Annotated in this window: 30 protein-coding genes; 17 read left to right on the top strand and 13 right to left on the bottom strand. The window is 37.7% G+C overall.

Features of this window, described 5'->3' with window-relative positions:
* Positions 1-532: 532 nt before the first annotated feature.
* Both AC6CHJ_RS12215 and AC6CHJ_RS12220 read left to right on the top strand, forming a co-directional pair.
* Entirely contained in the window at positions 533-733 is a 201-nt protein-coding gene (locus AC6CHJ_RS12215) for a cold-shock protein (RefSeq protein WP_147196424.1), read from the top strand.
* A gap of 363 nt (positions 734-1,096) precedes the next feature.
* Positions 1,097-1,663 carry a dihydrofolate reductase family protein gene (locus AC6CHJ_RS12220; protein WP_498288750.1) on the top strand — a complete coding sequence of 189 codons (567 nt, stop codon included), beginning with the start codon at positions 1,097-1,099 and terminating at the stop codon, positions 1,661-1,663.
* Here the strand turns inward: AC6CHJ_RS12220 and AC6CHJ_RS12225 are convergent.
* Positions 1,651-1,827, bottom strand: coding sequence for a hypothetical protein (locus AC6CHJ_RS12225; protein WP_498288751.1), 177 nt, complete (start codon positions 1,825-1,827; stop codon positions 1,651-1,653). The genes AC6CHJ_RS12220 and AC6CHJ_RS12225 overlap by 13 nt on opposite strands.
* A gap of 76 nt (positions 1,828-1,903) precedes the next feature.
* Positions 1,904-2,230, bottom strand: coding sequence for a YuzD family protein (locus tag AC6CHJ_RS12230; RefSeq protein WP_249774635.1), 327 nt, complete (start codon positions 2,228-2,230; stop codon positions 1,904-1,906).
* Between the two features lie 82 nt (positions 2,231-2,312).
* On the opposite strand from AC6CHJ_RS12230, the gene AC6CHJ_RS12235 reads away from it, so the two are divergent.
* Positions 2,313-2,561 (top strand): NifU family protein, encoded by a 249-nt coding sequence (locus AC6CHJ_RS12235; protein WP_223823599.1) that lies wholly within the window; start codon positions 2,313-2,315, stop codon positions 2,559-2,561.
* Positions 2,562-2,622: 61 nt separating this feature from the next.
* On the opposite strand, the gene AC6CHJ_RS12240 is transcribed toward AC6CHJ_RS12235, so the two are convergent.
* Positions 2,623-3,306 (bottom strand): DUF2225 domain-containing protein, encoded by a 684-nt coding sequence (locus tag AC6CHJ_RS12240; RefSeq protein ID WP_147196431.1) that lies wholly within the window; start codon positions 3,304-3,306, stop codon positions 2,623-2,625.
* Between the two features lie 145 nt (positions 3,307-3,451).
* Here AC6CHJ_RS12240 and AC6CHJ_RS12245 point away from each other — a divergent pair, with 145 nt between their 5' ends.
* The 3 genes from AC6CHJ_RS12245 (at position 3,452) to AC6CHJ_RS12255 (ending at position 4,803) form a co-directional block, all read left to right on the top strand.
* Complete coding sequence (locus tag AC6CHJ_RS12245; protein WP_498288753.1) at positions 3,452-3,814, top strand: HesB/IscA family protein; 363 nt, start codon at positions 3,452-3,454, stop codon at positions 3,812-3,814.
* Positions 3,815-3,887: 73 nt separating this feature from the next.
* Positions 3,888-4,379 (top strand): NUDIX domain-containing protein, encoded by a 492-nt coding sequence (locus AC6CHJ_RS12250; protein WP_066789197.1) that lies wholly within the window; start codon positions 3,888-3,890, stop codon positions 4,377-4,379.
* A 94-nt stretch (positions 4,380-4,473) separates the two neighbouring features.
* Positions 4,474-4,803, top strand: a complete 330-nt coding sequence (locus AC6CHJ_RS12255; RefSeq protein WP_066789191.1) for a YuiB family protein — start codon at positions 4,474-4,476, stop codon at positions 4,801-4,803.
* An 83-nt stretch (positions 4,804-4,886) separates the two neighbouring features.
* Here the strand turns inward: AC6CHJ_RS12255 and AC6CHJ_RS12260 are convergent, their stop codons facing one another.
* Positions 4,887-5,357: a divergent PAP2 family protein gene (locus AC6CHJ_RS12260; RefSeq protein WP_498288755.1), complete on the bottom strand. Its 471-nt coding sequence runs from the start codon at positions 5,355-5,357 to the stop codon at positions 4,887-4,889.
* Positions 5,358-5,507: 150 nt separating this feature from the next.
* Between AC6CHJ_RS12260 and AC6CHJ_RS12265 the strand changes: the two genes are divergently transcribed.
* The 3 genes from AC6CHJ_RS12265 to AC6CHJ_RS12275 all read left to right on the top strand — a co-directional run bounded on the left by AC6CHJ_RS12265 (position 5,508) and on the right by AC6CHJ_RS12275 (position 7,940).
* Positions 5,508-7,019, top strand: a complete 1,512-nt coding sequence (locus AC6CHJ_RS12265) for a leucyl aminopeptidase (RefSeq protein WP_498288756.1) — start codon at positions 5,508-5,510, stop codon at positions 7,017-7,019.
* A gap of 64 nt (positions 7,020-7,083) precedes the next feature.
* On the top strand, positions 7,084-7,230 hold the full coding sequence (locus tag AC6CHJ_RS12270) for a hypothetical protein (protein ID WP_184117587.1): 147 nt from the start codon (positions 7,084-7,086) through the stop codon (positions 7,228-7,230).
* A 149-nt stretch (positions 7,231-7,379) separates the two neighbouring features.
* A complete protein-coding gene (locus AC6CHJ_RS12275; RefSeq protein WP_498288758.1) occupies positions 7,380-7,940 on the top strand; it encodes a DUF5366 family protein in 561 nt (186 codons plus the stop codon).
* A 50-nt stretch (positions 7,941-7,990) separates the two neighbouring features.
* Here AC6CHJ_RS12275 and AC6CHJ_RS12280 read toward each other — a convergent pair whose 3' ends face one another.
* The gene (locus tag AC6CHJ_RS12280; protein WP_498288760.1) at positions 7,991-9,844 is read right to left on the bottom strand and encodes a transglycosylase domain-containing protein; all 1,854 of its coding nucleotides are present in this window, start codon (positions 9,842-9,844) and stop codon (positions 7,991-7,993) included.
* 87 nt (positions 9,845-9,931) lie between these two features.
* The gene (locus AC6CHJ_RS12285; protein ID WP_066789180.1) at positions 9,932-11,152 is read right to left on the bottom strand and encodes an MFS transporter; all 1,221 of its coding nucleotides are present in this window, start codon (positions 11,150-11,152) and stop codon (positions 9,932-9,934) included.
* Positions 11,153-11,344: 192 nt separating this feature from the next.
* Between AC6CHJ_RS12285 and AC6CHJ_RS12290 the strand changes: the two genes are divergently transcribed.
* Together AC6CHJ_RS12290 and AC6CHJ_RS12295 are read left to right on the top strand one after the other, a co-directional pair.
* Complete coding sequence (locus tag AC6CHJ_RS12290; RefSeq protein ID WP_066791907.1) at positions 11,345-11,935, top strand: peptidylprolyl isomerase; 591 nt, start codon at positions 11,345-11,347, stop codon at positions 11,933-11,935.
* 17 nt (positions 11,936-11,952) lie between these two features.
* The gene (locus AC6CHJ_RS12295) at positions 11,953-12,159 is read left to right on the top strand and encodes a hypothetical protein (protein ID WP_066789177.1); all 207 of its coding nucleotides are present in this window, start codon (positions 11,953-11,955) and stop codon (positions 12,157-12,159) included.
* 45 nt (positions 12,160-12,204) lie between these two features.
* Here the strand turns inward: AC6CHJ_RS12295 and AC6CHJ_RS12300 are convergent, their stop codons facing one another.
* Positions 12,205-13,380 carry a MalY/PatB family protein gene (locus AC6CHJ_RS12300; RefSeq protein WP_498288762.1) on the bottom strand — a complete coding sequence of 392 codons (1,176 nt, stop codon included), beginning with the start codon at positions 13,378-13,380 and terminating at the stop codon, positions 12,205-12,207.
* A 76-nt stretch (positions 13,381-13,456) separates the two neighbouring features.
* Between AC6CHJ_RS12300 and AC6CHJ_RS12305 the strand changes: the two genes are divergently transcribed.
* Positions 13,457-13,717, top strand: a complete 261-nt coding sequence (locus AC6CHJ_RS12305; protein ID WP_147196450.1) for a DUF1871 family protein — start codon at positions 13,457-13,459, stop codon at positions 13,715-13,717.
* 181 nt (positions 13,718-13,898) lie between these two features.
* Here AC6CHJ_RS12305 and AC6CHJ_RS12310 read toward each other — a convergent pair whose 3' ends face one another.
* Together AC6CHJ_RS12310 and AC6CHJ_RS12315 are read right to left on the bottom strand one after the other, a co-directional pair.
* The gene (locus tag AC6CHJ_RS12310) at positions 13,899-14,117 is read right to left on the bottom strand and encodes a helix-turn-helix domain-containing protein (protein ID WP_066789168.1); all 219 of its coding nucleotides are present in this window, start codon (positions 14,115-14,117) and stop codon (positions 13,899-13,901) included.
* Between the two features lie 484 nt (positions 14,118-14,601).
* On the bottom strand, positions 14,602-14,748 hold the full coding sequence (locus tag AC6CHJ_RS12315; protein WP_498288764.1) for a hypothetical protein: 147 nt from the start codon (positions 14,746-14,748) through the stop codon (positions 14,602-14,604).
* Positions 14,749-15,251: 503 nt separating this feature from the next.
* On the opposite strand from AC6CHJ_RS12315, the gene yugI reads away from it, so the two are divergent.
* Positions 15,252-15,629 carry a S1 domain-containing post-transcriptional regulator GSP13 gene (gene yugI, locus AC6CHJ_RS12320; protein ID WP_066789162.1) on the top strand — a complete coding sequence of 126 codons (378 nt, stop codon included), beginning with the start codon at positions 15,252-15,254 and terminating at the stop codon, positions 15,627-15,629.
* 115 nt (positions 15,630-15,744) lie between these two features.
* Here the strand turns inward: yugI and AC6CHJ_RS12325 are convergent, their stop codons facing one another.
* On the bottom strand, positions 15,745-17,049 hold the full coding sequence (locus AC6CHJ_RS12325) for an AAA-type ATPase lid domain-containing protein (RefSeq protein ID WP_147196452.1): 1,305 nt from the start codon (positions 17,047-17,049) through the stop codon (positions 15,745-15,747).
* Positions 17,050-17,185: 136 nt separating this feature from the next.
* Between AC6CHJ_RS12325 and pruA the strand changes: the two genes are divergently transcribed.
* The 3 genes from pruA to AC6CHJ_RS12340 all read left to right on the top strand — a co-directional run bounded on the left by pruA (position 17,186) and on the right by AC6CHJ_RS12340 (position 21,371).
* A complete protein-coding gene (pruA, locus tag AC6CHJ_RS12330) occupies positions 17,186-18,730 on the top strand; it encodes an L-glutamate gamma-semialdehyde dehydrogenase (RefSeq protein ID WP_498288765.1) in 1,545 nt (514 codons plus the stop codon).
* Between the two features lie 92 nt (positions 18,731-18,822).
* Complete coding sequence (locus AC6CHJ_RS12335; RefSeq protein ID WP_498288766.1) at positions 18,823-20,028, top strand: ornithine--oxo-acid transaminase; 1,206 nt, start codon at positions 18,823-18,825, stop codon at positions 20,026-20,028.
* 98 nt (positions 20,029-20,126) lie between these two features.
* Positions 20,127-21,371 carry a Glu/Leu/Phe/Val family dehydrogenase gene (locus AC6CHJ_RS12340; RefSeq protein WP_147196458.1) on the top strand — a complete coding sequence of 415 codons (1,245 nt, stop codon included), beginning with the start codon at positions 20,127-20,129 and terminating at the stop codon, positions 21,369-21,371.
* A 52-nt stretch (positions 21,372-21,423) separates the two neighbouring features.
* On the opposite strand, the gene AC6CHJ_RS12345 is transcribed toward AC6CHJ_RS12340, so the two are convergent.
* The 3 genes from AC6CHJ_RS12345 to AC6CHJ_RS12355 all read right to left on the bottom strand — a co-directional run bounded on the left by AC6CHJ_RS12345 (position 21,424) and on the right by AC6CHJ_RS12355 (position 23,495).
* Positions 21,424-21,675 (bottom strand): DUF378 domain-containing protein, encoded by a 252-nt coding sequence (locus AC6CHJ_RS12345; protein WP_066789153.1) that lies wholly within the window; start codon positions 21,673-21,675, stop codon positions 21,424-21,426.
* Positions 21,676-21,770: 95 nt separating this feature from the next.
* Positions 21,771-22,751 carry a cation diffusion facilitator family transporter gene (locus AC6CHJ_RS12350; RefSeq protein WP_150285130.1) on the bottom strand — a complete coding sequence of 327 codons (981 nt, stop codon included), beginning with the start codon at positions 22,749-22,751 and terminating at the stop codon, positions 21,771-21,773.
* Between the two features lie 12 nt (positions 22,752-22,763).
* The gene (locus AC6CHJ_RS12355) at positions 22,764-23,495 is read right to left on the bottom strand and encodes an MgtC/SapB family protein (RefSeq protein WP_066789149.1); all 732 of its coding nucleotides are present in this window, start codon (positions 23,493-23,495) and stop codon (positions 22,764-22,766) included.
* 121 nt (positions 23,496-23,616) lie between these two features.
* Here AC6CHJ_RS12355 and AC6CHJ_RS12360 point away from each other — a divergent pair, with 121 nt between their 5' ends.
* On the top strand, positions 23,617-24,534 hold the full coding sequence (locus AC6CHJ_RS12360) for a DMT family transporter (protein WP_147196462.1): 918 nt from the start codon (positions 23,617-23,619) through the stop codon (positions 24,532-24,534).
* Positions 24,535-24,709: the final 175 nt, after the last annotated feature.

Consider the following 24,709-nt stretch of genomic DNA (forward strand, 5'->3'; position numbering starts at 1 on the left):
CTGAGTTAATATCACATATTTATCACATTCCACTTTTAGAAATGGACAATTCCATCAAATCACCAAACTTATTTACCATTTTCTCCTGAGCATCTTTTTTCATTTTTTCTGAAACGTGAGTATAAATGTTATAAGCGGTTTTTGAATTTTCGTGCGAACACGATCCATAATGGTTTTTAAATCAACGCGAGCTTCAACGAGTAAAGTAATATGTGTGTGGCGTAAAATATGCGGTATGTTAAAGCATACTCTATAGATAAATATATGGTATAATCAACCTGTGAGAATTCATTGATACGCTCAAAGCCTGTCTTCTTGTGGAGGATAGGGCTTTTTTTATTTACTTGAATCTAAATATTAGACAAACGTGTATTCATGGTATATTATTAAGGTAATAAAAGTACTTTATAGAAATAACTTGAATTTACATATTACAAAGAGTAATCGTGTTTGTTCGGTACTTTTTGTAATATGTGAATTTTTTTCTTTAAAAAGCTTATATATTAATAATTTTTTAATGGAGGTCATTTAAATGACACAAGGTACAGTAAAATGGTTTAACGCAGAAAAAGGTTTCGGATTCATCGAAGTTGAAGGCGGAGCAGACGTATTCGCTCACTTCTCAGCAATCCAAGGTGAAGGTTTCAAATCTTTAGACGAAGGTCAAAAAGTTGAATTTGAAGTTGAAGAAGGCCAACGCGGACCACAAGCTACAAATATTGTTAAACTTTAATTTTAATTAATTCGGCAGAATGTCTAAATAAAATTGCATGAAGATGAGTAGCTTTTTGTAGCAGGTAACTTAATTGTTACCTGTTTTTTTACATTTTTTATTTTTGATAAAATAGTGTATCGTCATCTCGGAGAGGATTTAAAATTCGAAAGGACGGGTTGGTTTTGTATAATCTCATTGCTGTTTATTTAGAACAAAACGAAACAGACATGTATTATTCGGCGTATGATTTTAGGGACTCTGAGAGAATTGAAGATGGAGAAAGAGATTTTTGAATTCATGCGATAAAGGAATGATTGATTTTATTCTTTAAAATTAGATGCAGTACAGAAAAAATATATGAATGGAATAGGTGGAAGAGTTATGGTGATTAACGCGAAGCAAAGAAGAATTATTTTAGATTTAGCAGTTACATTAGATGGTTTTATTGAAGGGAAAAATGGAGAAGTTGACTGGTGCATTATGGATCCTGATATGGAGTTTACTAGTTTCTTGAATCAAATTGATACTATTTTATATGGTAGAAAAAGCTACGATTTATGGGGACAATATATGCCTAAAGACAATGACTCAGATTCCGAAAAAGAAATTTGGGAAATGATCCATAGCAAAGAGAAATATGTGTTTTCTAGAACAAAAAGAGAAGCTAATAATGAAGTAATGTTTATAAATGAAAATATCGCTGAAGAAGTGAATAAACTGAAGAATGAGCCTGGAAAAGACATCTGGCTATATGGGGGAGCAAGTCTTATTACAACTTTTATAAATTTAGGGCTTGTTGATGAGTTTAGATTATCTATTCATCCAGTTATCTTAGGTGAAGGAAAACCCATGTTCATTGAAATAAAACAGAGATTGAATTTAAACCTGGTTGACACCAGAACATTCTCTTCTGGTGTGGTGCAACTAATTTACCGTTATACACGATAGTAATTAACGCGTATGATGCCTCTGTTTTCTAATTTCATTGGGCCAGTTGCAATATTATAACTTAAATCCTGTTTATTATAAAATTCCTTTACATCGCCGTACTTAGAAAGAAGTTTATTATCTTTTGCGTCTATTGTAGTTTCTTTTTTATTTTCTACAGACACACCACAAGCACTTAGCGATAACTATGTGCTAAGTATCGCTGTTAAGATTTAGGTATAAAAAAAGAACCCCAACAGCCTAGGCTTGCTGGAATCCTAATCGTTCAAGCTCTTTATAGATTGGTTTTAATTGAATATAACCCTCGCCGATTACTTCATTATTAATTAGCACAAGTGGGTAAAAGAACTCATCATTTAAAATGCGCTCAGCCCATTCTTTGTGGCGTGCATTCTCAATTGGTTTTTCGATATCAATATAGGAGATGGTGTATAGCGGTTGTTCGTACTTGCGATCAATTGCCGCTTGAAGCCATTCATACGTATCCTTGGAAGATGGTGCATTAACACAGCTGGCACATTGGGTGCTTGCACCATACACTTCTATTGCAATAGAATGATTTTCCATTACCATTAAGCCTCGCATTTCTTTATTGGATTTTTTACCTTATAAACATTATAATAATTTTAGGGAAAGGAGTCGATAGTAAATGACAGAACATGTGCAAGAATCAGAAATGTTTAACTCAGTTCAAGAGGTTTTAGATAAATTGCGCCCATTCCTTCTTCGTGACGGCGGGGACTGCCAACTTGTTGATGTAGAAGACGGTATTGTAAAATTGCGTCTGCTTGGAGCGTGCGGTAGCTGCCCAAGTTCTACCATCACACTAAAAGCAGGCATTGAACGCGCACTTTTAGAGGAAGTACCTGGAGTTGTAGAAGTAGAACAAGTATTCTAATGAATGTATAAGGCTATCCATGAACCGGTCAATACTGGTTATGGATAGCCTGTTATTTTATTTATGAACTTTCTTTTTCCTCACGCATACGCTGCCACTGGTCTTTGGCCATTTCCAAAATCTTAGGCTCATTAAATAGACGTTGTTTCTCAATAACTTTGGAGAAGTAGCGTATTGCCTGCTCTTTATCTCTCATACGCCTTGATATCTCTGCAATAAGATAGAGTACCCGGAGCTCGTTCATAGATGTTCCCTTATAATCCTCTACAGAATAAGATTCGATATATTGCTCTCTAGCAATTTTCATAAATCTGATCTCCATTTCTGTTTGGTTGCTCATTCTATATAGCCAGGCTATTCGTAAAGCTAACCCTGCTAATGTAATATGTTTTTCTTTTTTATAATTACCGCAAACTAGACCAAGCTGATAGGCTTGAAGTGCATCGGCAATCGAACGTTCGCCCGCAAAGCTGTGCTTTTTCCAATGTGCAGAAATATGCTGGTCAAGAGTTTCTTTGACGCCAGGTGCAAAATATTTTGAAAAATCTTCCGTGAAAGAAAAACCGCAATGTTCACATACAAATACATTATAAAATAATGGATTAACGTCATTTTCATAAATGGGGCGAAAATCACTTTCATTTTCTTTTACTTTTATGAAATTAGAACGAACTTTCATCGTCTTAAATTGTTGCTTGCAGTGCAAACACTCTATTTGCTTTTCGTAATAAGGAGAAAGCTCCATAGCAATAGCCCCATTTCTAATAGTGAATATAGTAGAATTATATCATAAACGTGTAAAAGAAAATTTGATTTTTTTGTGAGCGTTAGCGTTTTACTGATACGGCAAAAATTGATATGATGAATATATAAGAAAGAGGTGGATACGGATGACACAAGTTGTGAATATTACAGAAGCAGCAGCATTTCATATTAAAGAAATGATGCGAAACAATAAGGAAGAGGGATCTTTCTTACGTGTAGCCGTAAAAGGCGGCGGTTGTAGCGGCCTTTCCTATGCAATGGGCTTTGAACGCGACTGTCAAGAGGGAGACCAGCTTCTTGAAATACAAGGACTACAAGTTATTGTTTCAAGTGAAGATGCACCAATTATTCAAGGAACAACCATTGATTTTAAACAATCGCTTATGGGTGGCGGATTTACCATCGACAATCCAAATGCCATTGCATCATGTGGCTGCGGCTCATCGTTCCGAACAGCAAAAGTTACAGGAACTCCTGAAAATTGTTAATGTCTAATATAACAAAAGGCCTATTGGTTGTGTTCGCACAGCGATAGGCCTTCTTTAAACATGGGGGGATTAAATGAGTAACAAAGATCGGGGGAAGGTTTGGCTTGGTGTTGCCGGGTTAGTTGAGAATGAAAACGGTGAATGGCTCGTTGTAATGAAACGGTACGGTGGGCTTGATGGCATGTGGTCATTGCCAGCCGGGTTTGTCCAACCAGGCGAGACACTTGACCAAGCATGCCATCGTGAATTAAAAGAAGAAACAGGAATCGAAGCTTCACTACAGGGATTGCTGGGTCTGCGGACAGGCGTTCTTAGGAATGATATTAGTGATAATATGGTAGTTTTTTATTTAACAGCAAATACTCTGGAGCAATCAATCAAAGTACAGTTGGATGAATTATATGATGTAAAGTGGATGTCACCGGAAGCATTGAAAAATGATACGCGTACATCTCTGATGATTTTAGAATTAGTGGACTCTGCATTAGAAGCTAAACCGGCAACGCTTGAAAAGCTAGAAAGCGATAATATTTTTGGCTATACCGACTACAAATTGTACTTCTAGTAAAATCGCATCTAGTAAGAAAAAACCACCAAGTCATTGAAACAGTTCTCTCTATCAGTTACACTAATGTGAGAGAATATGGAGGAATAAACAGATGACTGGTGGATTTTCAATTATCCAATTAATACTATCGATGCTCATTTTTATAGTAATGTTTTTTGGCATCGGCTTCTTGCTAAATATGTTGCTGCGTGCTACATGGTTTATGGCATTCTTATATCCCATTGTCGTGATCTTTATTGTAGATAATGTAAGCTTTTTAGATTATTTCTTCAAAGCGGGCACAGCATTTCCAGCATTGGGCCACCGCTTGGCATCTTTGCAACTCGCTGATATTTTAATTCTTGCTAGCGGGTTAGTTGGGGCTATTATTGCAGGAATTGTCATGAAGATTCTGCGTAAAATGGGCTATCAAATGTTTTAATTATGTAATCTATATCGTTAAAATCGAAAAGAGATGTCAAACGCCAGAGGAATGGCGTTTGACATCTCTTTTTATATGGGCAATTAAAAGTAATAAATGATACAAGATAAGAGTATGCCCAATAAGCAGCCGAAAAAGACTTCAATCGGACGGTGGCCAAGCAGTGTTTTCAAATCTTCCATCTTTTCCTGTCCATTTTTTTCTGGTAACGTCTTTGCCTTTTCGACAAAGGTTTGCAAATCCTTACGCATTTGATTAATGACAATAGCTTGCTGTCCTGCCTGATAACGAATGCCTGTAGCATCAAACATGACAATAATGGAAAAGACAGCTGAAACAGCAAAGATTGAGGATGTAATACCGTGTTCAAATGCAATAGCGGTTGTAAGAGATGATACAGCCGCGGAATGCGAGCTCGGCATGCCTCCTGTAGATGTGAATAGGCCAAAGTCTACTTCCCTTGTTGCTATAAAGTGAATAGGGATTTTCACAAACTGTGCGATAAAAATGGCCAGTAAAGCGGATATTAATGGTGTGCTTTGTAAAAATTCCAAATATATCATCACCTTTTAGCAGTTATATCTTTACTATACCATAAGGCTTTTTCTACTTCATTTCTAAGCAACCCTATTGCGAACATTTCGTAAATTGAAATACTTTGCTATAATGAATTGAGAAAATAATAATAGAAAAGAGTGAAAAATATGCAGATTACACAAGAAATCAAAAGCTTTGCGACTGTAGATTCGGACGTTCTGATTGTTGGTGTGTCAAAAAATCAAGAAAATGTAGAGAAATGGGCTGAATTTGTACAATTCTTCGGTGAACCCATGGAAGAATGGGTAAAAAGCGGCGATATACAAACAGATACAAAATCAATTACAAAGATTCCTGTATTTACAAAAGAAGCAAAGGTAAAACGCCTTTTGTTTATCGGACTTGGCAATCGTAAATCCCTTTCAAAGGAAACATTACGCGCTGGATTTGGTTTAGCAGGAAAAGCTCTACATAAGATGAAAGCAAGTAATATTTCCCTATGGGTAGACTCCTTTACAACAGATGAAATTCTTCCTGAAGAAGTTTCTAATTTAGCTGCTGAAGGCATTGTGATGGGGAGTTATACTGTTGAAAATTATAAAACCACAAGCAATGAGCAGGATATCACAATTGAACAAATCAGCTTTATTACAGATGAAGAACCTGAAAAAGTATTCACTGGGTTTCATAAAGGAGAGGTATATGCGGTTGCTGTAAATGAGGCGCGTACACTGATCAATAGGCCAGGGAATTTACTGACATCTACAAAATTAGCAGACTATGCAGTTGAATTGGCAAAAGAATATAATTTGGAAGTAGAAATTTTAGATAAAGCCCAGCTAGAAGAATTGGGCATGGGGGCAATTCTTGCTGTCAACAAAGGATCAAAAGAAGAGCCGCGCATGATTACATTGAAATACCAAGCAACAGAACAATGGGAAGATGTCATTGGACTGGTCGGTAAAGGTGTAACATTTGATACTGGCGGTTACTCTCTTAAAACAAAAACAGGCATTGTTGGCATGAAAGGTGATATGGGCGGAGCAGCTGCCGTTCTTGGTGCTATGCGTATTGTCGGTGAAATGCGTCCAAACAAGAATGTTATTGGCGTCATTGGATCTACCGATAACATGATTTCTGGCGAGGCGTTTAAGCCGGATGATGTCATTACTACTTTCAGCGGCAAAACAGTAGAAATTTTAAATACAGATGCAGAAGGCCGTCTTGTACTTGCAGATGCAGTAGCTTATGCGAAACAACAAGGTGCTAATACGCTCATAGATTTAGCGACTCTTACTGGTGGCGTAATCACTGCACTTGGTTATGATAAAACGGGTGCTCTTACTAATGATGAAGCCTTCTATCGTTCTTTTGTAGAAGCGGCTAACAAAACAGACGAATTTGTATGGCAGCTTCCTTTAACAGAAAATGATAAAAAGCGTATTCGGAAAAGTGATGTGGCAGATTTGAATAATTCTCCTGGCGGTGATGGCCACATGATTTTTGGTGGCGGATTTATCGGTGAATTCGTTGGCGACACACCGTGGATTCACTTAGATATCGCAGGGACTTCAGATGCGATGAGTGCATATGATTTCGGTCCTAAAGGCGGCACAGGCGTTATGGTAAGAACCCTCGCAACATTTATTGATCAACTCGCTAATAGTACAAAGGAATAAATAGGCCAAATCCTAATCAAGCACTATCTCTTCTCATAAGATAATACAGAGAGGAGGGAGCATGATGTATCCATTCGGGTTTGGTTATGGAGGTTTCGGCGGGCCGTTCTTAGGTGGTTTTTTAGGTAGTTTTGTGGGCTCGGCTTTCCGTCCGTATCCAGTATATCGTAGACCATACTATCCTATTTATAGAAGACCTTACTGGTGGTAAAAATAAAAAGTTTCTATTCTATCATTGTTTGATAGGATGGAAGCTTTTTAGTTTACCAAACTTTACATATAGATGGGTTGAAAGCAACGGGTAAAATTAGCTATTATGGTATAGTGTGAAAAATCGATTGATTAAAGGAATTTATTGAAATGAGAAACCCATATGTATACGGATATTTGCCGTTCATAACCATTATATTATTTAGTTTGACCTTCGGGCTTTTTACAGTGACTGAATCTCTAACTTTATTTAAATCAGTAGGGATTTATTCAGGAATGCGAGAGTTTTTATCAGAAATCCAACTGCGTATTTTTCTATTGATTGTCTTTGCTTTAGTTTATTTTATGGTGCTAGCTGCATTTAAATTAATAGGTGAGACAATTCATGAATTAGCCATGCTATTTTTCTCAAAGGATGCGGAAGGCAAGACGGTGCATGAAGCACGTGGGGGGTATGTTATTTTTTTCTTTGGTGGCATTGCTTCTGCGGTAGGAATTTCGTCTTTTTGGCTATTGGCACTTATTTTTATCTTGACCGTGTTTATTTATTTTGTTTATGTCATCTACAAACTGAGCAACCATATGACTCTTGGCGCGACAGTCGGTGTAATGCTTTTTGAATTAACTATTTGGCTTATCTTTTTAGCATTGATTGTCTATGTCGTATTTAAACTATACAACGGCATTGTTTCGAGTTTGCCATTTTCATAAGGTAAGGAAAGAGCACATTGAATGATGTTTGACCATTCAACGTGCTCTTTTTATGGTTGCATGATTTTTGAGAAAATGCGGTGATGGACTTTAGCAGATTCTAATGCTTGCATGTTTTGCGGTTGGTCATAGCCAATCCATACAGCAGCGGTATAACGGTCGGTCAAACCAGCGAGCCAATAATCACGATAATCGTTTGTAGTACCTGTTTTCGCACCTACATAAGGAGCGTCTACATGAATACCAACACCTGTCCCGTTCTTGACAACATCAGCCATTAAAAAGCGGATATGTTCAACAGTGCTTGGAGACCAGACAGTCCTCGTAGGACTTTTCCATTTATATAAGAGGTGGCCGTTTTGGTCTTTCACACTCCGAATTGTGTGTGGTGTCCGGTAATCTCCATCTATAAAGCTCGTATAGGCACTTGCTAGATCTGCAGTGGTAAGGCCGTGTGTCAAGCCTCCAAGAGCAGATGGATATTCATAATCCTCTTTACCGATTGGTAAATGGAGTGGCTTTAAGTATTGGAAAGCTGGGGCTATCCCTACTTGTGCTAATAATCGGATAGCTACTGTATTGTAGCTATATCTAAAGGCTTGTTGGATGGTCACATTGCCAAGTACTTGACCACCATAGTTTTTGGGACAGTAATTGCCAATACAATAAGGAGCCCCGCTCACAATTGTATTAGGTGTTGCTTTCGTCTTTTCAAAATACGGTGCATAATCTATAAGCGGTTTGAATGCTGATCCTGGTTGCCGGGCCGCTTGGTAACTGCGGTTAAAGTCATACTTTCTATAATGCTTTCCGCCATAAATACTCACAATCTCACGGGTATCATTATCGATAACCACTGCAGATGATTGAAGGGTGCCATAGTGAGTTAAAAGGTCATCAATTGCTGTTGTATCCATTGCTTGTTTAGTAGGAGATAAAGCTGTCTCAATAACAAGCCCTTTATTGAGCAAATGGTTGACGCGCTTTGATAGTTTTGCTTCTACTTTTTTGCGCTCGAGCGGTGTTTTGGCCAACTGCCGTTCTTTCGTATAGTCTTCCTTAGAGGCAACGAGTGAACGAAATTCGTTGATCACATAGGTGCTATAGGCAGGGTAGAGCTGCATTTTTCTTTTTAAGGCGAAAGTAATTTTTTCTCGTTTCACTTTTTGGGCTTCTTGTTGGCTCATAATCCCTTTTTCAGCCATTTTATCTAGTAAGCGCTCTTGCCTTTTTTTCGTGTTTTCAAAATGGCGAAGCGGATCATATATTGTAGGATTATTCGGTATGGCTGCTATAAAGGCCATCTGAGCTTTGGATAAATGCGTAACGGGCTTATTAAAGTAATAGGTAGCAGCACCATTTACACCATATGCGCCATTCGCAAAATACATTTCATTTAAGTACATATTAAGTATTTCATCTTTTGATGTTTTACGTTCAAGCTCGTAGGCGTAAAAAATTTCAAGTAATTTTCGCTCATATGTTTTTTCCTGAGACAAGTAACGCATGCGGACTAACTGTTGCGTAATTGTGCTGCCGCCTTGAGAAGCACTGCCGTTTTCATTATTTTGGACAAATGCTCTGGCAATGCCTGATAGGTCAAAGCCAATATGTTCATAGAAATCCGCATCCTCGCTATTTATGAACAGCTGTTGCATAAATGTAGGTATATCCGATAATAAGAGCGGCTTTCTCCATTCTGTATATTCCTCTGAAAAAGTTTTGTTGTCCCGATCCTTTAAAACAGTAGGATTCAATATATTGGGTGCCTCCAATTTTATAGTAGAGGTGAATTCTTTTTCAAAAGCTTCGGCTGTCTGCATTTCTTCTGAAATCTTTCCGATAAGAATAAATAGCAAAGGCAGACTGCATAAAACAATAAAAAAACCTACTGCTCTTCGCACGAAATTTTCTCCTTTATTCTTTAAATATGGGTATTAAGCCATTTAAAAGAATAGCATATTTCCTTCGCGAGTAGCAGTAGATTCTAATTATTTTTGTTCCAGTATATCTTCCAAATGCTGAACAGCCTTTTTTCGAGCAAAATGAAGGGTAAACCAAGCGATAACAAATAAGGCACCTGTTACATAAAAGACAGAAGAGATGCCAAAAATACCACTGACTATTCCACCAAACACAGGACCAATGATATTTCCTAAAAAGCGGAAGCTGGTGTTATAGCCCATCACTTCGCCTTGTACCACTACTGGCGCTTCTCTACGGATTAAGGCAGTTGTGGCAGGTATCAATCCACCCATTGCAATTCCGTATAAGAATCGAAGTATAACGAGTTGCCATAAAGCGGTTACCATGGCTTGCGGTACCATAAAGACTACGGCTATTAATAGAAGCATAAGCATAACTTTTTCATATCCAATATGATCTCCGAGCCGCCCCCAAATACGAGCAAACAGCAGGTTTCCTAGACCTGTTGCACTGAACGTCAGCCCTGAAAGGAATGTCAATTGGGCAGTTGTGGTAGTTAGTTCTGATACATAAAGTGACAATAGCGGCTGAATACTAAAGTTCCCGATCTGAATAAGAGCTGTAATTAACATAACATTAAATAATAGACGATGTTTAGTGATACCACGTAATACTTCCAATTGTGTATAATGGACAGCATTAACCTTTCTTTTCTTGCGGATTTCATGGACAAGCGTGATGACAAGTAAGGTTGCAGTAGCAATAGAAGCAGAAGTGATATAGAAGGTGTATTTAAAGCCAAATGAATCGGCTAGCAAACCGCCGACAATAGGTCCAAACAAAGAACCAGTGACACTTCCCATTTGTAATGTCCCTAAAATCTTCCCAGCTGATTCCTTGGGTGTTTGTGAGCTAATAAAGGCTAGTGATGTTGGGATAAATCCAGTTACTACCCCCATGGCCAATCGAAGGAAAAAGAACTGTTCTACATTTTGAACATGTCCCATAAAGAATATACTGACAGACAGACCTATACCGTTAATAATCAAAATCGGCTTATAGCCAAAGCGGTCAGCAATGCGCCCCCATATGGGAGACATTAAAAAAGCCGTAATAAAGGTAGCGCCAAAAATCAAGCCAGACCATTTTTGAACGTATGCTTCTGTAAAGTTGCCTAATGTGTTGATATACAACGAAAGAAAAGGCATGATCATCGTTGTTGTTCCGGAAACAAGCATATTGGAAATCCACATGATGATAAAATTGTGTTTTTGTTTTGGATTCATATACTCACTACTTTCTGTAATATTAATACAAATTAAATCCTTCCATCAGCAATGCTAATGAAAAAAAAAGTTAGTTATGATAGACTAGGATTGCTATATGATAGTTGTTTATTTACTGGAACGATATATGTATCTTTCCCCACAACTTAATTAACAAACATTTAATCTTAAGGAGATGCGAATATGTCAAATTTGTACCCACAATTGTCAAATGAAGTAGCTGACAATGAAGTATTAGTTGAAATGAACACGAACCAAGGCAGCGTTAAAATCAAATTATTCCCTGAGTTGGCGCCTAAAACAGTTGAAAACTTCTTAACACATGCTAAAAATGGTTACTATGAAGGAATCATTTTCCACCGTGTCATTAAAGATTTCATGATTCAAGGTGGAGACCCAACTGGTACAGGTATGGGTGGAGAAAGTATTTATGGTAGCTCATTTGAAGATGAATTTAACCCTGAATTAATGAATATTCGCGGTGCGCTTTCTATGGCAAATGCTGGTCCAAATACAAACGGCAGCCAATTCTTTATCGTGCACATGTCTGAAGTGCCAGCAAATATGATTGGCCAAATGCAAGATGCTGGATTCCCAGAAGAAGTAATCCAAGCTTATAAAGAGCGCGGAGGCACTCCATGGTTAGACGGCAAGCACACTGTGTTTGGACAAGTTGTAGAAGGCATGGATATCGTCGATAAAATTGCAGATGCAAAAGTAGGCTTCCAAGACAAGCCAGTAGAAGATATTGTCATCCAATCAATTAAAGTAGTCGAAAAATAACAAGGGGCGTTCACTAAATGAATGCATGGATATTAAACGAATTCCTTTATTTTCCAGAAGATAAGTCAGAATATATACCAGCCGTTATTGAGCTAGCTATTATTCTAGTGTTATGTGTTCTTGTTTTTAACTTTTTTAGAAGAAAAGCAAGAAGAGATGCCGAGAAGACAAAAGAACTGGAAGAAAAAATTGCAAGAGACAAAAACTCCTCAAAACAGCATTAAAAGAACTCCTGTATTAGTCGTAAAAAACTAATACAGGAGTTTTTGTTATGTTAAGGCATGGGTGAACCGTTTTATTCCCTCTTCTACTAGTGAACGAGGGCAGCTGACATTCATGCGCAAAAAACCTTTGCCTTGTTCGCCGTATTTAGAACCAGGCTCAAGAGCCAATCGCCCTTTTGTGAGTAGCAAATCCATGATTTCCTCCTCTGTTTTGCCTGTCTTTCGGTAATCAATCCACAGCAAGTATGTAGCATTCGGTTTATAAATATGAATGCCTTCGATTTCAGTTAAACGGCTAATGGCAAGGTCCATATTTTCAGAAATATAGGGTAGCAATTGTTCTAGCCATTCTTCTCCTTCTTTTGAATACAAAGCTTTTAGTGCCACACCTGCAAAAATATTTAAGCTCATTTGAGCATGCTTCACCATATGTTCTCGCAAACGCGCTCGCAACTCTTCATCTGAGACAATCATCATGGCTACTTGGATACCTGCAATATTGAAGGTTTTAGTCGGTGCCATACATGTGATGATTCTATTTTTAGCATCGCCTGCAACTTGAGCCAGAGGGGTATGTTTTCGACCATCCAATATAAGGTCTGCATGGATTTCATCTGAGAGAATTAGCACATTGTTTTTCTCGCAAATGCTAATGATTTCTTGAAGAGTTTCGATAGACCACTCAAAGCCGCCAGGATTATGAGGGTGGCATAGGATAAACAGTTTTACGTCTTCCTCTTGCGTCATATTGTCAAACTTTTCAAAATCAAAGCTGTATACGCCGTCTACCTCATTCAATGGGCATTCTTTTACCGTACGATTTAAATTCTTTGGTACATTGAAGAATGGGGGATAGATGGGTGGCGTGATGATGACCGCTTCATTTTCCTTTGTAAATGTTTCTACAACTGCTGCAATTGCCGGTACTACCCCTTGCTGATATAAAATCCACGATGGATCAATTGTAAAACCATGACGTTTTTTGGCCCAGTCAACAAAAGCCTGAGTACCTTCTGCATCTTCAAATGTATAGCCAAAAACAGGGTGCTCAAGGCGTTTTTTAAACGCATCAATTAAAACGGTAGGCGCAGCAAAGTCCATATCTGCAATCCACATCGGCAGTATATCATTAGGGTCTTCTAATTGATAAATTTCAGCCATTCGATCCCATTTTACTGAGTTTGTAAGAGATCTATTTTCTATCTGATCTAATATGCTCAAAACAATTCCCCTTTTCTTTTTTTACAATTATGTTATCATATCCAATAGAATAAGAAAGCAAATAAGGTGAAAAACGATGGAAAATATCGAAATGAATAGAAAAGCCATTCTTACATTAGAGGCTTGGAATCCATTTAATATGAAAGATTTTCGCTATGATACAGAGGCAGCGGATGTAGTAGCGGCCCTGCAATATATTGATGATCCTTCTGAATTGGGCAAAAAAATTCAGCATATATATGAACAGTCATTTGAGCAATGGATTCCGATCGAGAAGTGTGTTGAGATTTCGTACAAGCTATTGGCTATTAAATTTGAAGCGAAATGCATAGTATAAGTGAATCTGCTTTATATCTAAAGAAAAAAACCAATGAAAACAAGTGAATTGTTTTCATTGGTTTTTTATTATTGGCGAATGAACGAGCTTTTGACCCCACAATTCAAATAGTGGGGGTAAGTGCCCTTAATTCGCGATTAATTTCATACACTTATAGGAAATAACCTGCTAAGCGAAGTTTTTATTCTGCATCCTGTGTAAGGCCATCTACTAAATTAGATACTGGGACTTCAAGCGCATTTGATAATATTAATAACGTCTGAGTTGAAGGTACTTCTTCACCTGATTCAAAGCGCGCTAATTTTTCAACGCCTACTCGAGTTTTTAAAGATAATTGATCAAGCGTCAGATTACGTTCTTGTCTCAACTTTGCTAATTGTGTTGAAAGATGATCTTGCATAAAACAGCACCCCTTGTCGGAAATTTTTCTCTACTTTGTGGGGGAGTAAAACACCCACTCATTGGAGCTTCATGTGAAGTCTTACCAATATCTGATGAATCATAATGCAGTCCTATCATCAAAATAATAGGGAAACTTCTCATTTATTACCTAATAATAGTATAACATGTAATTCCTTTAATCAAAAATATGTTTCATGGCAACTCTCACTATTCACAATTTATACATAATTCTAGCGTAATTCAAACACACTGATAATCTACTAAAAGCTACTTTAAAGAAGTTTTCGTAGATTTCTTGTATAAACACGATGAAGCAATTGGAATAGCAAAAGAACCAAGAATCCAATAAAAAATACAGAATCAAAAGGAATTTGTTGAAAAACAGCTTGCAAGACAATAAAGGACACTTAAAGAAGGCTTGTCCCATCGCCAACAAAAATGTTTTCCCAGTATGATATGACCAATCTGGGACAAACATGAATTTAATTCCTTTCAAATGCACCGTCTAGTGTGATTGAACGGACAGCAAGGACAATGAAAAACATGAATAATATCGGTATCATCCATTTACTTGCTTTTTCAATACCGTTTTTCATCCCTCCTAGCACAATCCAAATTGTCAAGATCATAAATAATGACTACTTCTCACAGATTTTGGGTAAGAGTAGTGAAAAGATGGCTATAAAAGGTTTGGCTTGTGCTGGTAAGCTTGAATAATATCGTCCGCATAAGATACTCAATATCCAGCCGCCATTATTGCCAGTCATGTAGGGGAATTTCAAAATAGCGCCTAAGCCTATCGCACTTCCCGTAGCGACCAGTATAAAACTGATTTTGATGCGAATTGATCCCTATTGGACACGTTTTGTGTCCTCCTTTCAAGTAAGGATTGTTTTATTTTACAACAATAATTTATTAGAAAGTACTGAAGTTTATAAAAAAATAACAAAGCTGAATATTCATTGTTGTTGAGCCAAACAATTACAAACTGGCTGTAGCCATCCAAAAAATAAGTGATTATATACTTCTTAGGATTCTTTTCAAAAATGAGGAATTTTTGCTCGACATAACGGTCTATGCTATAATTTTGTTGAAAAAATGTATATAGAAGTCACGGAAAGTAGGAAGGATTATGGCGAAAAAATATAAAGTAGGAGATGTGCTTACAGGAAAAGTAACTGGTATTCAGCCATATGGCGCATTTGTTGCATTAGACGAGACGACCCAAGGGCTTGTGCATATTTCAGAGATCACGTATGGTTTTGTGAAAGAAATTTCTGATTTTCTGACAATTGGACAAACAGTAGAAGTAAAAGTTTTAGAAGTAGATGATGACGCAAAAAAAATCAGCCTATCTATTCGTGCATTAAAAGAGCGTCCACCTATGAGAAAAAAAGAAGCAGTCCCACGCAAATCGCTTCAAGACCGTGTAGATGAAAGTGATTCAGTTGGATTTAACTCGTTAAAGGTTAAGCTTCGTGATTGGATTGAAGAATCAGGTATTAAGTAAAAAAGCTAATTCGCATATTATTTTGCGAATTAGCTTTTTTTTTCGGATTGCAAATTGGGGAAACTTCTTCTCAAGCCTTACTAGGAAGTTGTAGGCTACAAACCACCGAAGAAGATTATTTTCTTATTTTGCGAAGACGGTATTGCAGATTCTGCCTGCTCATGCCGAGAGCGGCTGAAGCTTGGGTAATATTGTGATTATATTTTTCCATTACTTTATTTAAATAATATTCTTCTGCTTCTCTCAAGTAGTCATCAAGTGGAAGTAGTTCTTTTTCTTGCTGTACGACAAAATAGTCTGCACTTTTTGAAGAAGAACTGTATGTTTGTGTTTTCCATTTGAAATGGAGTGGTAGCAATTCATAGGTGATTTCATCTTCGTTCGTAACCATAGACATAATATCGTCGAGCAGTATTTCTAATTCCTTCAGATTTCCTGGCCAATCATATTCCATGAATAGTTGCTCTACTTCTGTACTCAAGCCACTCACCGTTCTTCTAAAGCGATTGCTATACCTTCGTAAATAGTCATTTACGAATGGCTTTATATCTTCTCTTCGTGTGTTTAATGGCGGAACTATTATCGTTAAGGCAAAAAAGTAATAGAGCTCTTTGTGCAGTTTGCCTGTTGCAATAAGATCAATTGGATCACTTCCAATGCTTGCAATAAATTGGTGTGATGATTGCTTATATTCTTCTGCTAATGTTAAATACTCTTGCTGCAAATCAAGTGGCAAGTATTCAATCCTTTCACAAAAAATAGTGCTAGGCTCAGCCTTTTGCAGTTGTTTCTTCAAGCGTTCAATCATTGCTCTATCTGCACGCTGGCAAAAGAGAGTCGTGAAATTTCCCGCTGCTCGTGTTGAGGCATGATGGATGGCTTCAGCAATTAAATCTTTTCCTGTGCCAGATTCGCCTACAAGCAATACAGGAAGGCGAGCGGCGACAGCTTTTTTAGCTGTTTTAATCACTTCCTGCATCGGTTCTGAAACCGCAGTTATTTGTGAAAAAGTAATTGATTCACCGTAGCGTCTCATGGGTTGATACACTAGTTTTTCTAGTGTGGTAATATCTCGTGCAAACTCAATTGCTCCAATGAATTCTCCATCTTGGATAATGGGAAATGTGTCATTGATTGTTGTGATCTCTTGTCCATTTTGATTCCAATAAGTTTGCTTCACATTTTGGATAGGTTCTTTATTTTGCAAAACTTTGAGCAGGGTACTATCTTCTTTATCAAAATGAAACAACTCTAATATTGATCGATCGTGAACGTCTTCTAAGTGAAGACCTTCAATTTCCATCATTTTTTCATTGTAAATCAGCGTTTTGCCATGTGCATCGACTGCGTGAATGCCTACTGATGCATGCTCTGTCGCAAATTGATAAAACGGCAAAAGATTCTGTGTTGGATTCTCCATTTTTATCACCTTAAAAAATTTTTTTAGATTTTTTTAAATTTTTACTTGAAAAACGCAATATTATTTTGCATTATTATAAGTGTAATCGATAAAGTAATGCAAATTTTTTTTGCGCTCACATAAGGAGGACTAAGAAATGATTCCGTACACAACTGAACCATTAACAGATTTTTCAAAAGAGGAAAATCGCCAAGCATATGAAGTAGCCTTGAAAAAGGTACAAAGCGAAATTGGACAAGATTATCCATTGATCGTTGGGGGAGAAAGAATTACAACTGAAGACAAAATTGTCTCTTATAATCCTGCTAAAAAATCTGAAGTAGTAGGTCGCGTTTCAAAAGCAAATAAAGAAATCGCTGAAAAAGCAATGCAAGTTGCAGATGCAACATTTAAAACATGGAGCAAAGTAAAGCCAGAAGTTCGTGCTGATATTCTATTTAAAGCAGCAGCAATTACAAAACGTCGCCGCCACGAAATGTCTGCATGGATGACACTTGAAGCAGGTAAACCATGGGTAGAAGCAGATGCAGATACAGCAGAAGCAATTGACTTCCTAGAATACTATGGTCGTCAAATGTTAGCGCTTAAAGATGGCAAACCTGTACAAAGCCGTCCTGGCGAATACAATAAATTTGGTTATATTCCATTAGGTGTTGGCGTTGTTATCTCACCATGGAACTTCCCATTCGCTATTATGGCTGGTACTACAGTAGCTGCAGTTGTAACAGGAAATACAGTGTTACTAAAACCAGCTTCTACAACACCAGTAATTGCATATAAATTTATGGAGATCCTTGAAGAAGCAGGTCTACCAGCTGGCGTAGTAAACTACATCCCAGGCCCAGGCGCTGAAGTAGGAGATTACTTAGTTGATCATCCACGTACTCGTTTCGTAAGTTTCACAGGTTCACGCGATGTAGGTCTACGCATCAACCAACGTGCAGCTGTACAAAACGAAGGACAAATTTGGATCAAACGTGTTATCGCTGAAATGGGTGGTAAAGATACGATTGTTGTAGATAAAGAGGCTGACCTTGAGCTAGCTGCACAATCTATCGTTAAATCTGCTTTCGGTTTCAGTGGTCAAAAATGTTCTGCATGTTCACGTGCTGTCATCGTCGAAGATGTATATGATCAAGTGCTTGATCGCGTAGTAGAACTTACAAAAGAATTAACTGTTGGAGATCCAACAAATCACAATAACTTTATGGCTACAGTAATTGATGAAGCAGCATTTAAGAAAGTAACAAGCTACTTCGAAGTGGCTAACAGTGAAGGACGCATCGTAGCAGGCGGTACTGCAGACGATTCAGTTGGTTACTTTGTTCAACCAACAGTTGTAGCAGACGTAGCACCAGATGCACGTGTAATGCAAGAAGAAATCTTTGGTCCAATCGTAGCAATTTCTAAAGCAAAAGATTTCAATGAAGCACTTGATATTGCAAACAACACTGAATATGGTTTAACAGGTGCTGTCATCTCAACAAATCGTGACCATTTAGAAAAAGCACGTGAAGAATTCTTTGTTGGAAATCTATACTTCAACCGTGGATGTACTGGCGCAATTGTTGGTTACCAACCATTTGGTGGCTACAACATGTCAGGTACTTGCTCTAAAGCAGGCGGTCCAGACTTCTTAACATTGCATATGCAATCTAAATCTGTATCTGAAACTTTATAATGTAATAGATGAAGAGGCGGGCAAACTCGTTTGCCTGCTTCCTTCTAAAAGAGGATTGTAAGCGCGTTCACTCAAACAAGGGGGAAAAAGAAATGACAACTACTTCAACTACATCAAGCAAAATCATTGCTCAAACAAATGAATTTGGTGCAAAAAACTATATGCCACTACCAATCGTTATTTCCGAAGCGGAAGGTGTATGGGTTAAAGATCCAGAAGGCAATAAATACATGGATATGCTTTCTGCTTATTCTGCAGTGAACCAAGGGCATCGCCACCCGAAAATCATTGAAGCACTAAAAGAACAGGCAGATCGTGTAACATTAACTTCACGTGCGTTTCACAGTGATCAATTAGGCCCATGGTATGAATTGGTAAGTGAAATGACTGGTAAAGAAATGGTATTGCCAATGAACACAGGCGCTGAAGCAGTAGAAACAGCATTCAAAGCTGCTCGCCGCTGGGCATATGATGTGAAAGGTGTAGAAGATGGCAAAGCAGAAGTAATTGCTTGCAACGGCAATTTCCATGGACGTACGATGCTAGCTGTATCTTTAACATCAGATCCTGAATACCGTCGTGGTTTTGGTCCATTGCTACCTGGTATCAAATTAGTTGATTACGGTGACCTAGAAGCACTAAAAGCAGCTATTACACCAAACACAGCTGCATTCATTATTGAACCTATCCAAGGGGAAGCGGGTATTATCATTCCTCCAGCTGGTTACCTAAAAGCTGCTCGTGAACTTTGCCGTGAAAATAACGTTCTATTTATTGCGGATGAAATTCAAGCAGGTCTTGCACGTACAGGTAAAATGTTTGCCTGTGAATGGGAAGATGTAAATCCTGATATGTACATTTTAGGAAAAGCTTTAGGTGGCGGTGTATTCCCAATTTCTTGCGTAGTAGCAAATAAAGAAGTATTAGGCGTCTTCAACCCAGGGTCACATGGTTCAACATTCGGCGGTAATCCAATGGCATGTGCAGTATCAATCGCATCACTAAATGTATTGCTTGACGAAAAACTTGCAGAACGTTCATTAGAATACGGCGAATACTTCATGGATGAATTGAAGAAAATTGATCATGAGGACATCAAAGAAGTGCGCGGACGTGGTTTATTCATCGGTATGCAATTAACTACAGAAGCTCGTCCTTACTGTGAAAAGCTAATGGAATTAGGGCTGTTGTGCAAAGAAACACACGACACTGTAATCCGTTTTGCGCCACCACTTGTTATTACAAAAGAAGAACTTGACTTTGCTCTTGAAAAAATTCGTGAAGTCTTCAAAAAATAAGAAAATAATAGTAAACTTTGAAGTAGAACTATGTTACAATGTTTGCACCTAGAACTACACTAACCATTATTATGAATAAAAGAGGCGAAAAAAACAAAATGGCTGAAAATCTTAACCTGTTTACATCTACACAAGCAGTGATCCAAGAAGCACTTCAAAAATTAGGATACGACGAATCAATGTACGAACTTTTAAAAGAACCGCTTCGTATGCTTGAAGTACGTATCCCCGTAAAAATGGATGATGGTTCTGTTAAAGTATTTACTGGCTATCGTGCGCAACATAACGATGCCGTGGGACCAACAAAAGGCGGTGTTCGCTTCCATCCTCAAGTTTCAGAGGAAGAAGTCAAAGCTTTATCTATGTGGATGACTTTAAAAGCAGGTATTGTTGATCTACCTTATGGTGGTGGTAAAGGCGGAGTTATCTGTGATCCACGCCAAATGTCTATGGGAGAAGTAGAACGTTTAAGCCGTGGCTATGTTCGTGCGACGAGCCAAATCGTTGGACCGACAAAAGATATTCCGGCTCCGGATGTATTTACCAACTCACAAATCATGGCATGGATGATGGATGAATATAGCCGTATGGATGAATTTAATTCACCTGGCTTTATCACAGGAAAACCAATTGTTCTTGGCGGTTCGCAAGGCCGTGACCGTGCAACAGCTCAAGGCGTAACAATTGTTATCGAAGAAGCTGCAAAACGCAAAAACATCGATATTAAAGGCGCCCGTGTTGTAATTCAAGGTTTCGGTAACGCAGGTAGCTTCTTAGCTAAATTTATGAGTGACTTAGGTGCAAAGGTAATTGCTATTTCAGATGCATACGGTGCTTTACATGATCCAGAAGGTTTAGATATTGATTATCTATTGGATCGCCGTGATAGCTTTGGTACAGTTACAACTTTATTTGAAAATACAATAACAAACCAAGAATTGCTTGAATTAGATTGTGATATCCTTGTGCCTGCAGCTATTGAGAACCAAATCACTGCTGACAATGCGCATAATATCCAAGCTAAAATTGTTGTAGAAGCAGCAAATGGTCCTACAACAACAGAAGCAACAAAAATTCTTTATGACCGCGGCATCTTATTAGTTCCAGATGTATTGGCTAGTGCTGGTGGCGTAACAGTATCTTACTTTGAATGGGTACAAAACAATCAAGGTTACTACTGGTCAGAAGAAGAAGTAAATGAAAAATTGCTTAAGAAAATGGTTGAAGCATTTGATAATGTCTATAGTGTTGCAGAAACACGCAATATTGACATGCGTTTGGCTGCATATATGGTAGGTGTGCGAAAAACTGCAGAGGCTTCACGATTCAGAGGCTGGGTATAAATATAACAAAAGGAGAACATTCATTATATGTTCTCCTTTTTATATTGCAAATTTACATGTTTCTGATTGGGCGTACATTGTCTTTTTTTACAACACGATAGTTTCGTCTTTCTGAAACAAAGAACATACTTAAACTAATAAGCCCAGCAATCGCCACAAGAGTATAAATTGCTCGTGCACCAAAGCTTTGTTGTCCTGCGCCAAATAGTGTTGCTACTACATCAAATTGGAAAATACCGATTAGTCCCCAATTAAGAGCACCAATAACTGTCACTAGAAGTGCAAATTTTTGTAATCCGCTCATTCTGTTCACCTCCACTACTAGTTTGTTGCATTAAGCATGAAATAATTCACATTTAAAAACAAAAAAATACGAGAAGAAAAGTTCTTCTCGCATTCTTAGCTTAGAGCATCAGGCCGTTCTCCAATATGCTTCCAGTCTTTCACTTCATTATCTTCGTCAAATGAGACAGTTACTTTTGAGACATTTTTTTGCGATAACAGTATATCAACTAAATGATCTCGTATATCATCCACATATGCAAAGCTTAAAGTAGGATCCACCTCAGCGATCAATTCAACATGAAGTGATTCTCCTTCTTTTACTACTTCTAACTGTTTAATATCTCTTATATTTGGATCATCTAATACAAGATAAGCGATATGGTTTAACATTTCCTCATCTGTTTCACCGATGACTCCACGCGCGTTTTCAAGGAATACAACACCCACTACATAGAACATCATCAAGCCGATGAGGATGGAAGCGATACCTTCCGCTTGCATAAACCCTGTAGTATGGGATATTACAACAGATAAAAGAGCGAGAACTCCGCCAGATGTAGCGACTAAATCCTCCATAAACACTAACTTTGTTGCTGGTCTTGCACTTGAAAGGTGTGTAAAAGCTTTTGGGATAGCTGTCATAGCATTTACTTTTGTACCTGCATCATGGGCAATTTCCTTAGATGCTTTTAAAAGAACTGATCCTTCCAACACGATACCAATCAATAACACAATCACACTAATCCAAACTTTTGAGGATTCGACAGGATGGGTGATTTGGTGCCAGCCTTCTATTACTGTCTCATATGACAATATGCCGACGATAAGGACAGCACCTAAACATACAAGATTGACCAATCGTCCAAAGCCTTTTGGGAATTGCTTAGTTGGCGATTTTTTAGATAGGGCAGAGCCGATAAAAACAAAGAATTGGTTAGCTGCATCGCCCAAGGAATGCATCGTTTCTGCAAACATAGCTACGTTTCCTGTGAACACATAAGCAATTAATTTGATGATGCCTAAGAACAAATTCACAAATGCTGCGAGTAGGGAAGGTTTATTCCCGTGCTTTAAAAGTTTCCATAAATCTTTCATCAAAGAACTCCTTTAAGACAGTATTTCAATTTCTACTTCTTCTGTATAAGGAAGTTTTTTTATGTCGCTGTATAACGAAAGGGTATCAAGTTTTTTAGATATGCTAGAACAGCGTAATGTTACTTGATGCTGTAATTCATTATTGGACAATCGTACATCCTTTATACAAAGATGATCTATCTCCATCTCACCGTCTTTTAAATATTGTAAAACATCTTTTATATTTTGTGCATCTCTTAAGTATAGCGTGATAAAAATATCTTTAGCACGAAGTCGTTTTGGTCCTATTTTAAAGAAGAGGGGAGCAATACCCTCCACGCCAATTAAAACAATTACGACTGCAATAATAGCTTGCAAATAGAAACCAGCCCCAACGGCGATACCAATCCCAGCTGCACCCCATATCATGGCTGCTGTTGTAAGCCCGCTTATATTGTCGTTGCCTTTACGTAAAATAACGCCTGCCCCTAAAAAACCAATACCGCTCACGATTTGTGCTGCAAGCCGTAATGGATCCATATTAATATTGACGCCTGGTACTGGCCTTGTATTAAAAACGGCCTCAATGGAAACGACAGTCAGCAAACAACTAAACGTTGATATCACTAAGCTGGTTTTTAATCCAACAGGTTTTTTTTTCAATTCCCTTTCAATGCCTATTCCTAAACTTAATGTAGCGGCAATAATTAATTTAATAATCGTCTCATAGGAGAGAGATTGCTCAACGAGTGAATAAGAATACATGATAGTCTCCGCCTTTCCAAAAATACCTTGTGAATATAGTAGATTAATGTAAGAATAATAGATATTGTATAGTTACAAAGAGAGTAATACTTCTTAGTATAACAGCTTGGGGATGAGTCATTTGAACAAAGAAACAGTACGTCCATTAATCGCAATAATGATTGGAGTTATTTCCGTAGCTACTTCTGCGATCATGGTAAAATTAATTGAAGCAGATTCAGGGATTATTGCTTTTTATAGAATGCTTTTCTCTGTCTTGTTAATGGCTCCTGCTTTTTTAATACGCAATTTACACGAACTTAAAACTATTCAAAAACGAGATTGGCTTTTTTCGATCATCGCAGGTGTGTTTTTAGCCTTCCATTTTATCCTATGGTTTGATTCGTTACGCTATACATCGGTAGCTAGTTCCACGGTGCTTGTTACTTTACAGCCATTGTTTGCTATAGCTGGCACTTTTATTTTCTTTAAGGAACCTATTTATCTTAAAACAGTGATTGCTGGACTTATTGCCATCATAGGCAGCGTCCTTATTAGCTGGGGAGACTTTAAAGTAGGTGGACTGGCCTTTTATGGTGACCTATTGGCACTTATTGCTTGTGCTTTGGTTACAGGATACATGTTATTTGGCCAAGAAGTACGCAAAAGAGTTTCGCTGACTACTTATACTATACTTGTTTATACAACAAGTGCTGTAACGCTGTTATTTTATAATTTAATAAGAGGAGAGTCATTTGGTCATTATTCAGCTATGACATGGTTTTGGTTCTTAATGCTAGCAATTGTCCCGAACTTACTAGGGCATAATCTGTTTAACTGGGCACTGAAATGGGTTTCTGCAAATGCTATTTCAATTGCAATCTTATTTGAGCCAGTTGGTGCATCTATCCTTGCCTACTTTGTTTTCAAAGAAAGCTTGACAGCTACACAGGTTTTAGGAGGAATCATTGTTATTCTCGGTATTACATTGTTTGTAATTGATATTTCAAAGGTGAAGAAAATTATTTCAAAAAAACTATTGATTACTGAAAAGAAATAAGTTATAGTAAGTAATGTCGTTAAGACGTTAGCCACTTTTGAAAAATAAGTATTTTAAAAAAGTAGTTGACTCGATCTTGCGATAATGATAAGATATTAAAGTCGCTAAGTTGATAGCGAGATGAACCTTGAAAACTGAACAAGCAAGATGTTAATCATTTAAACTTACTAACAAC

The organism is Rummeliibacillus sp. GQ308 (genome assembly GCF_059759115.1).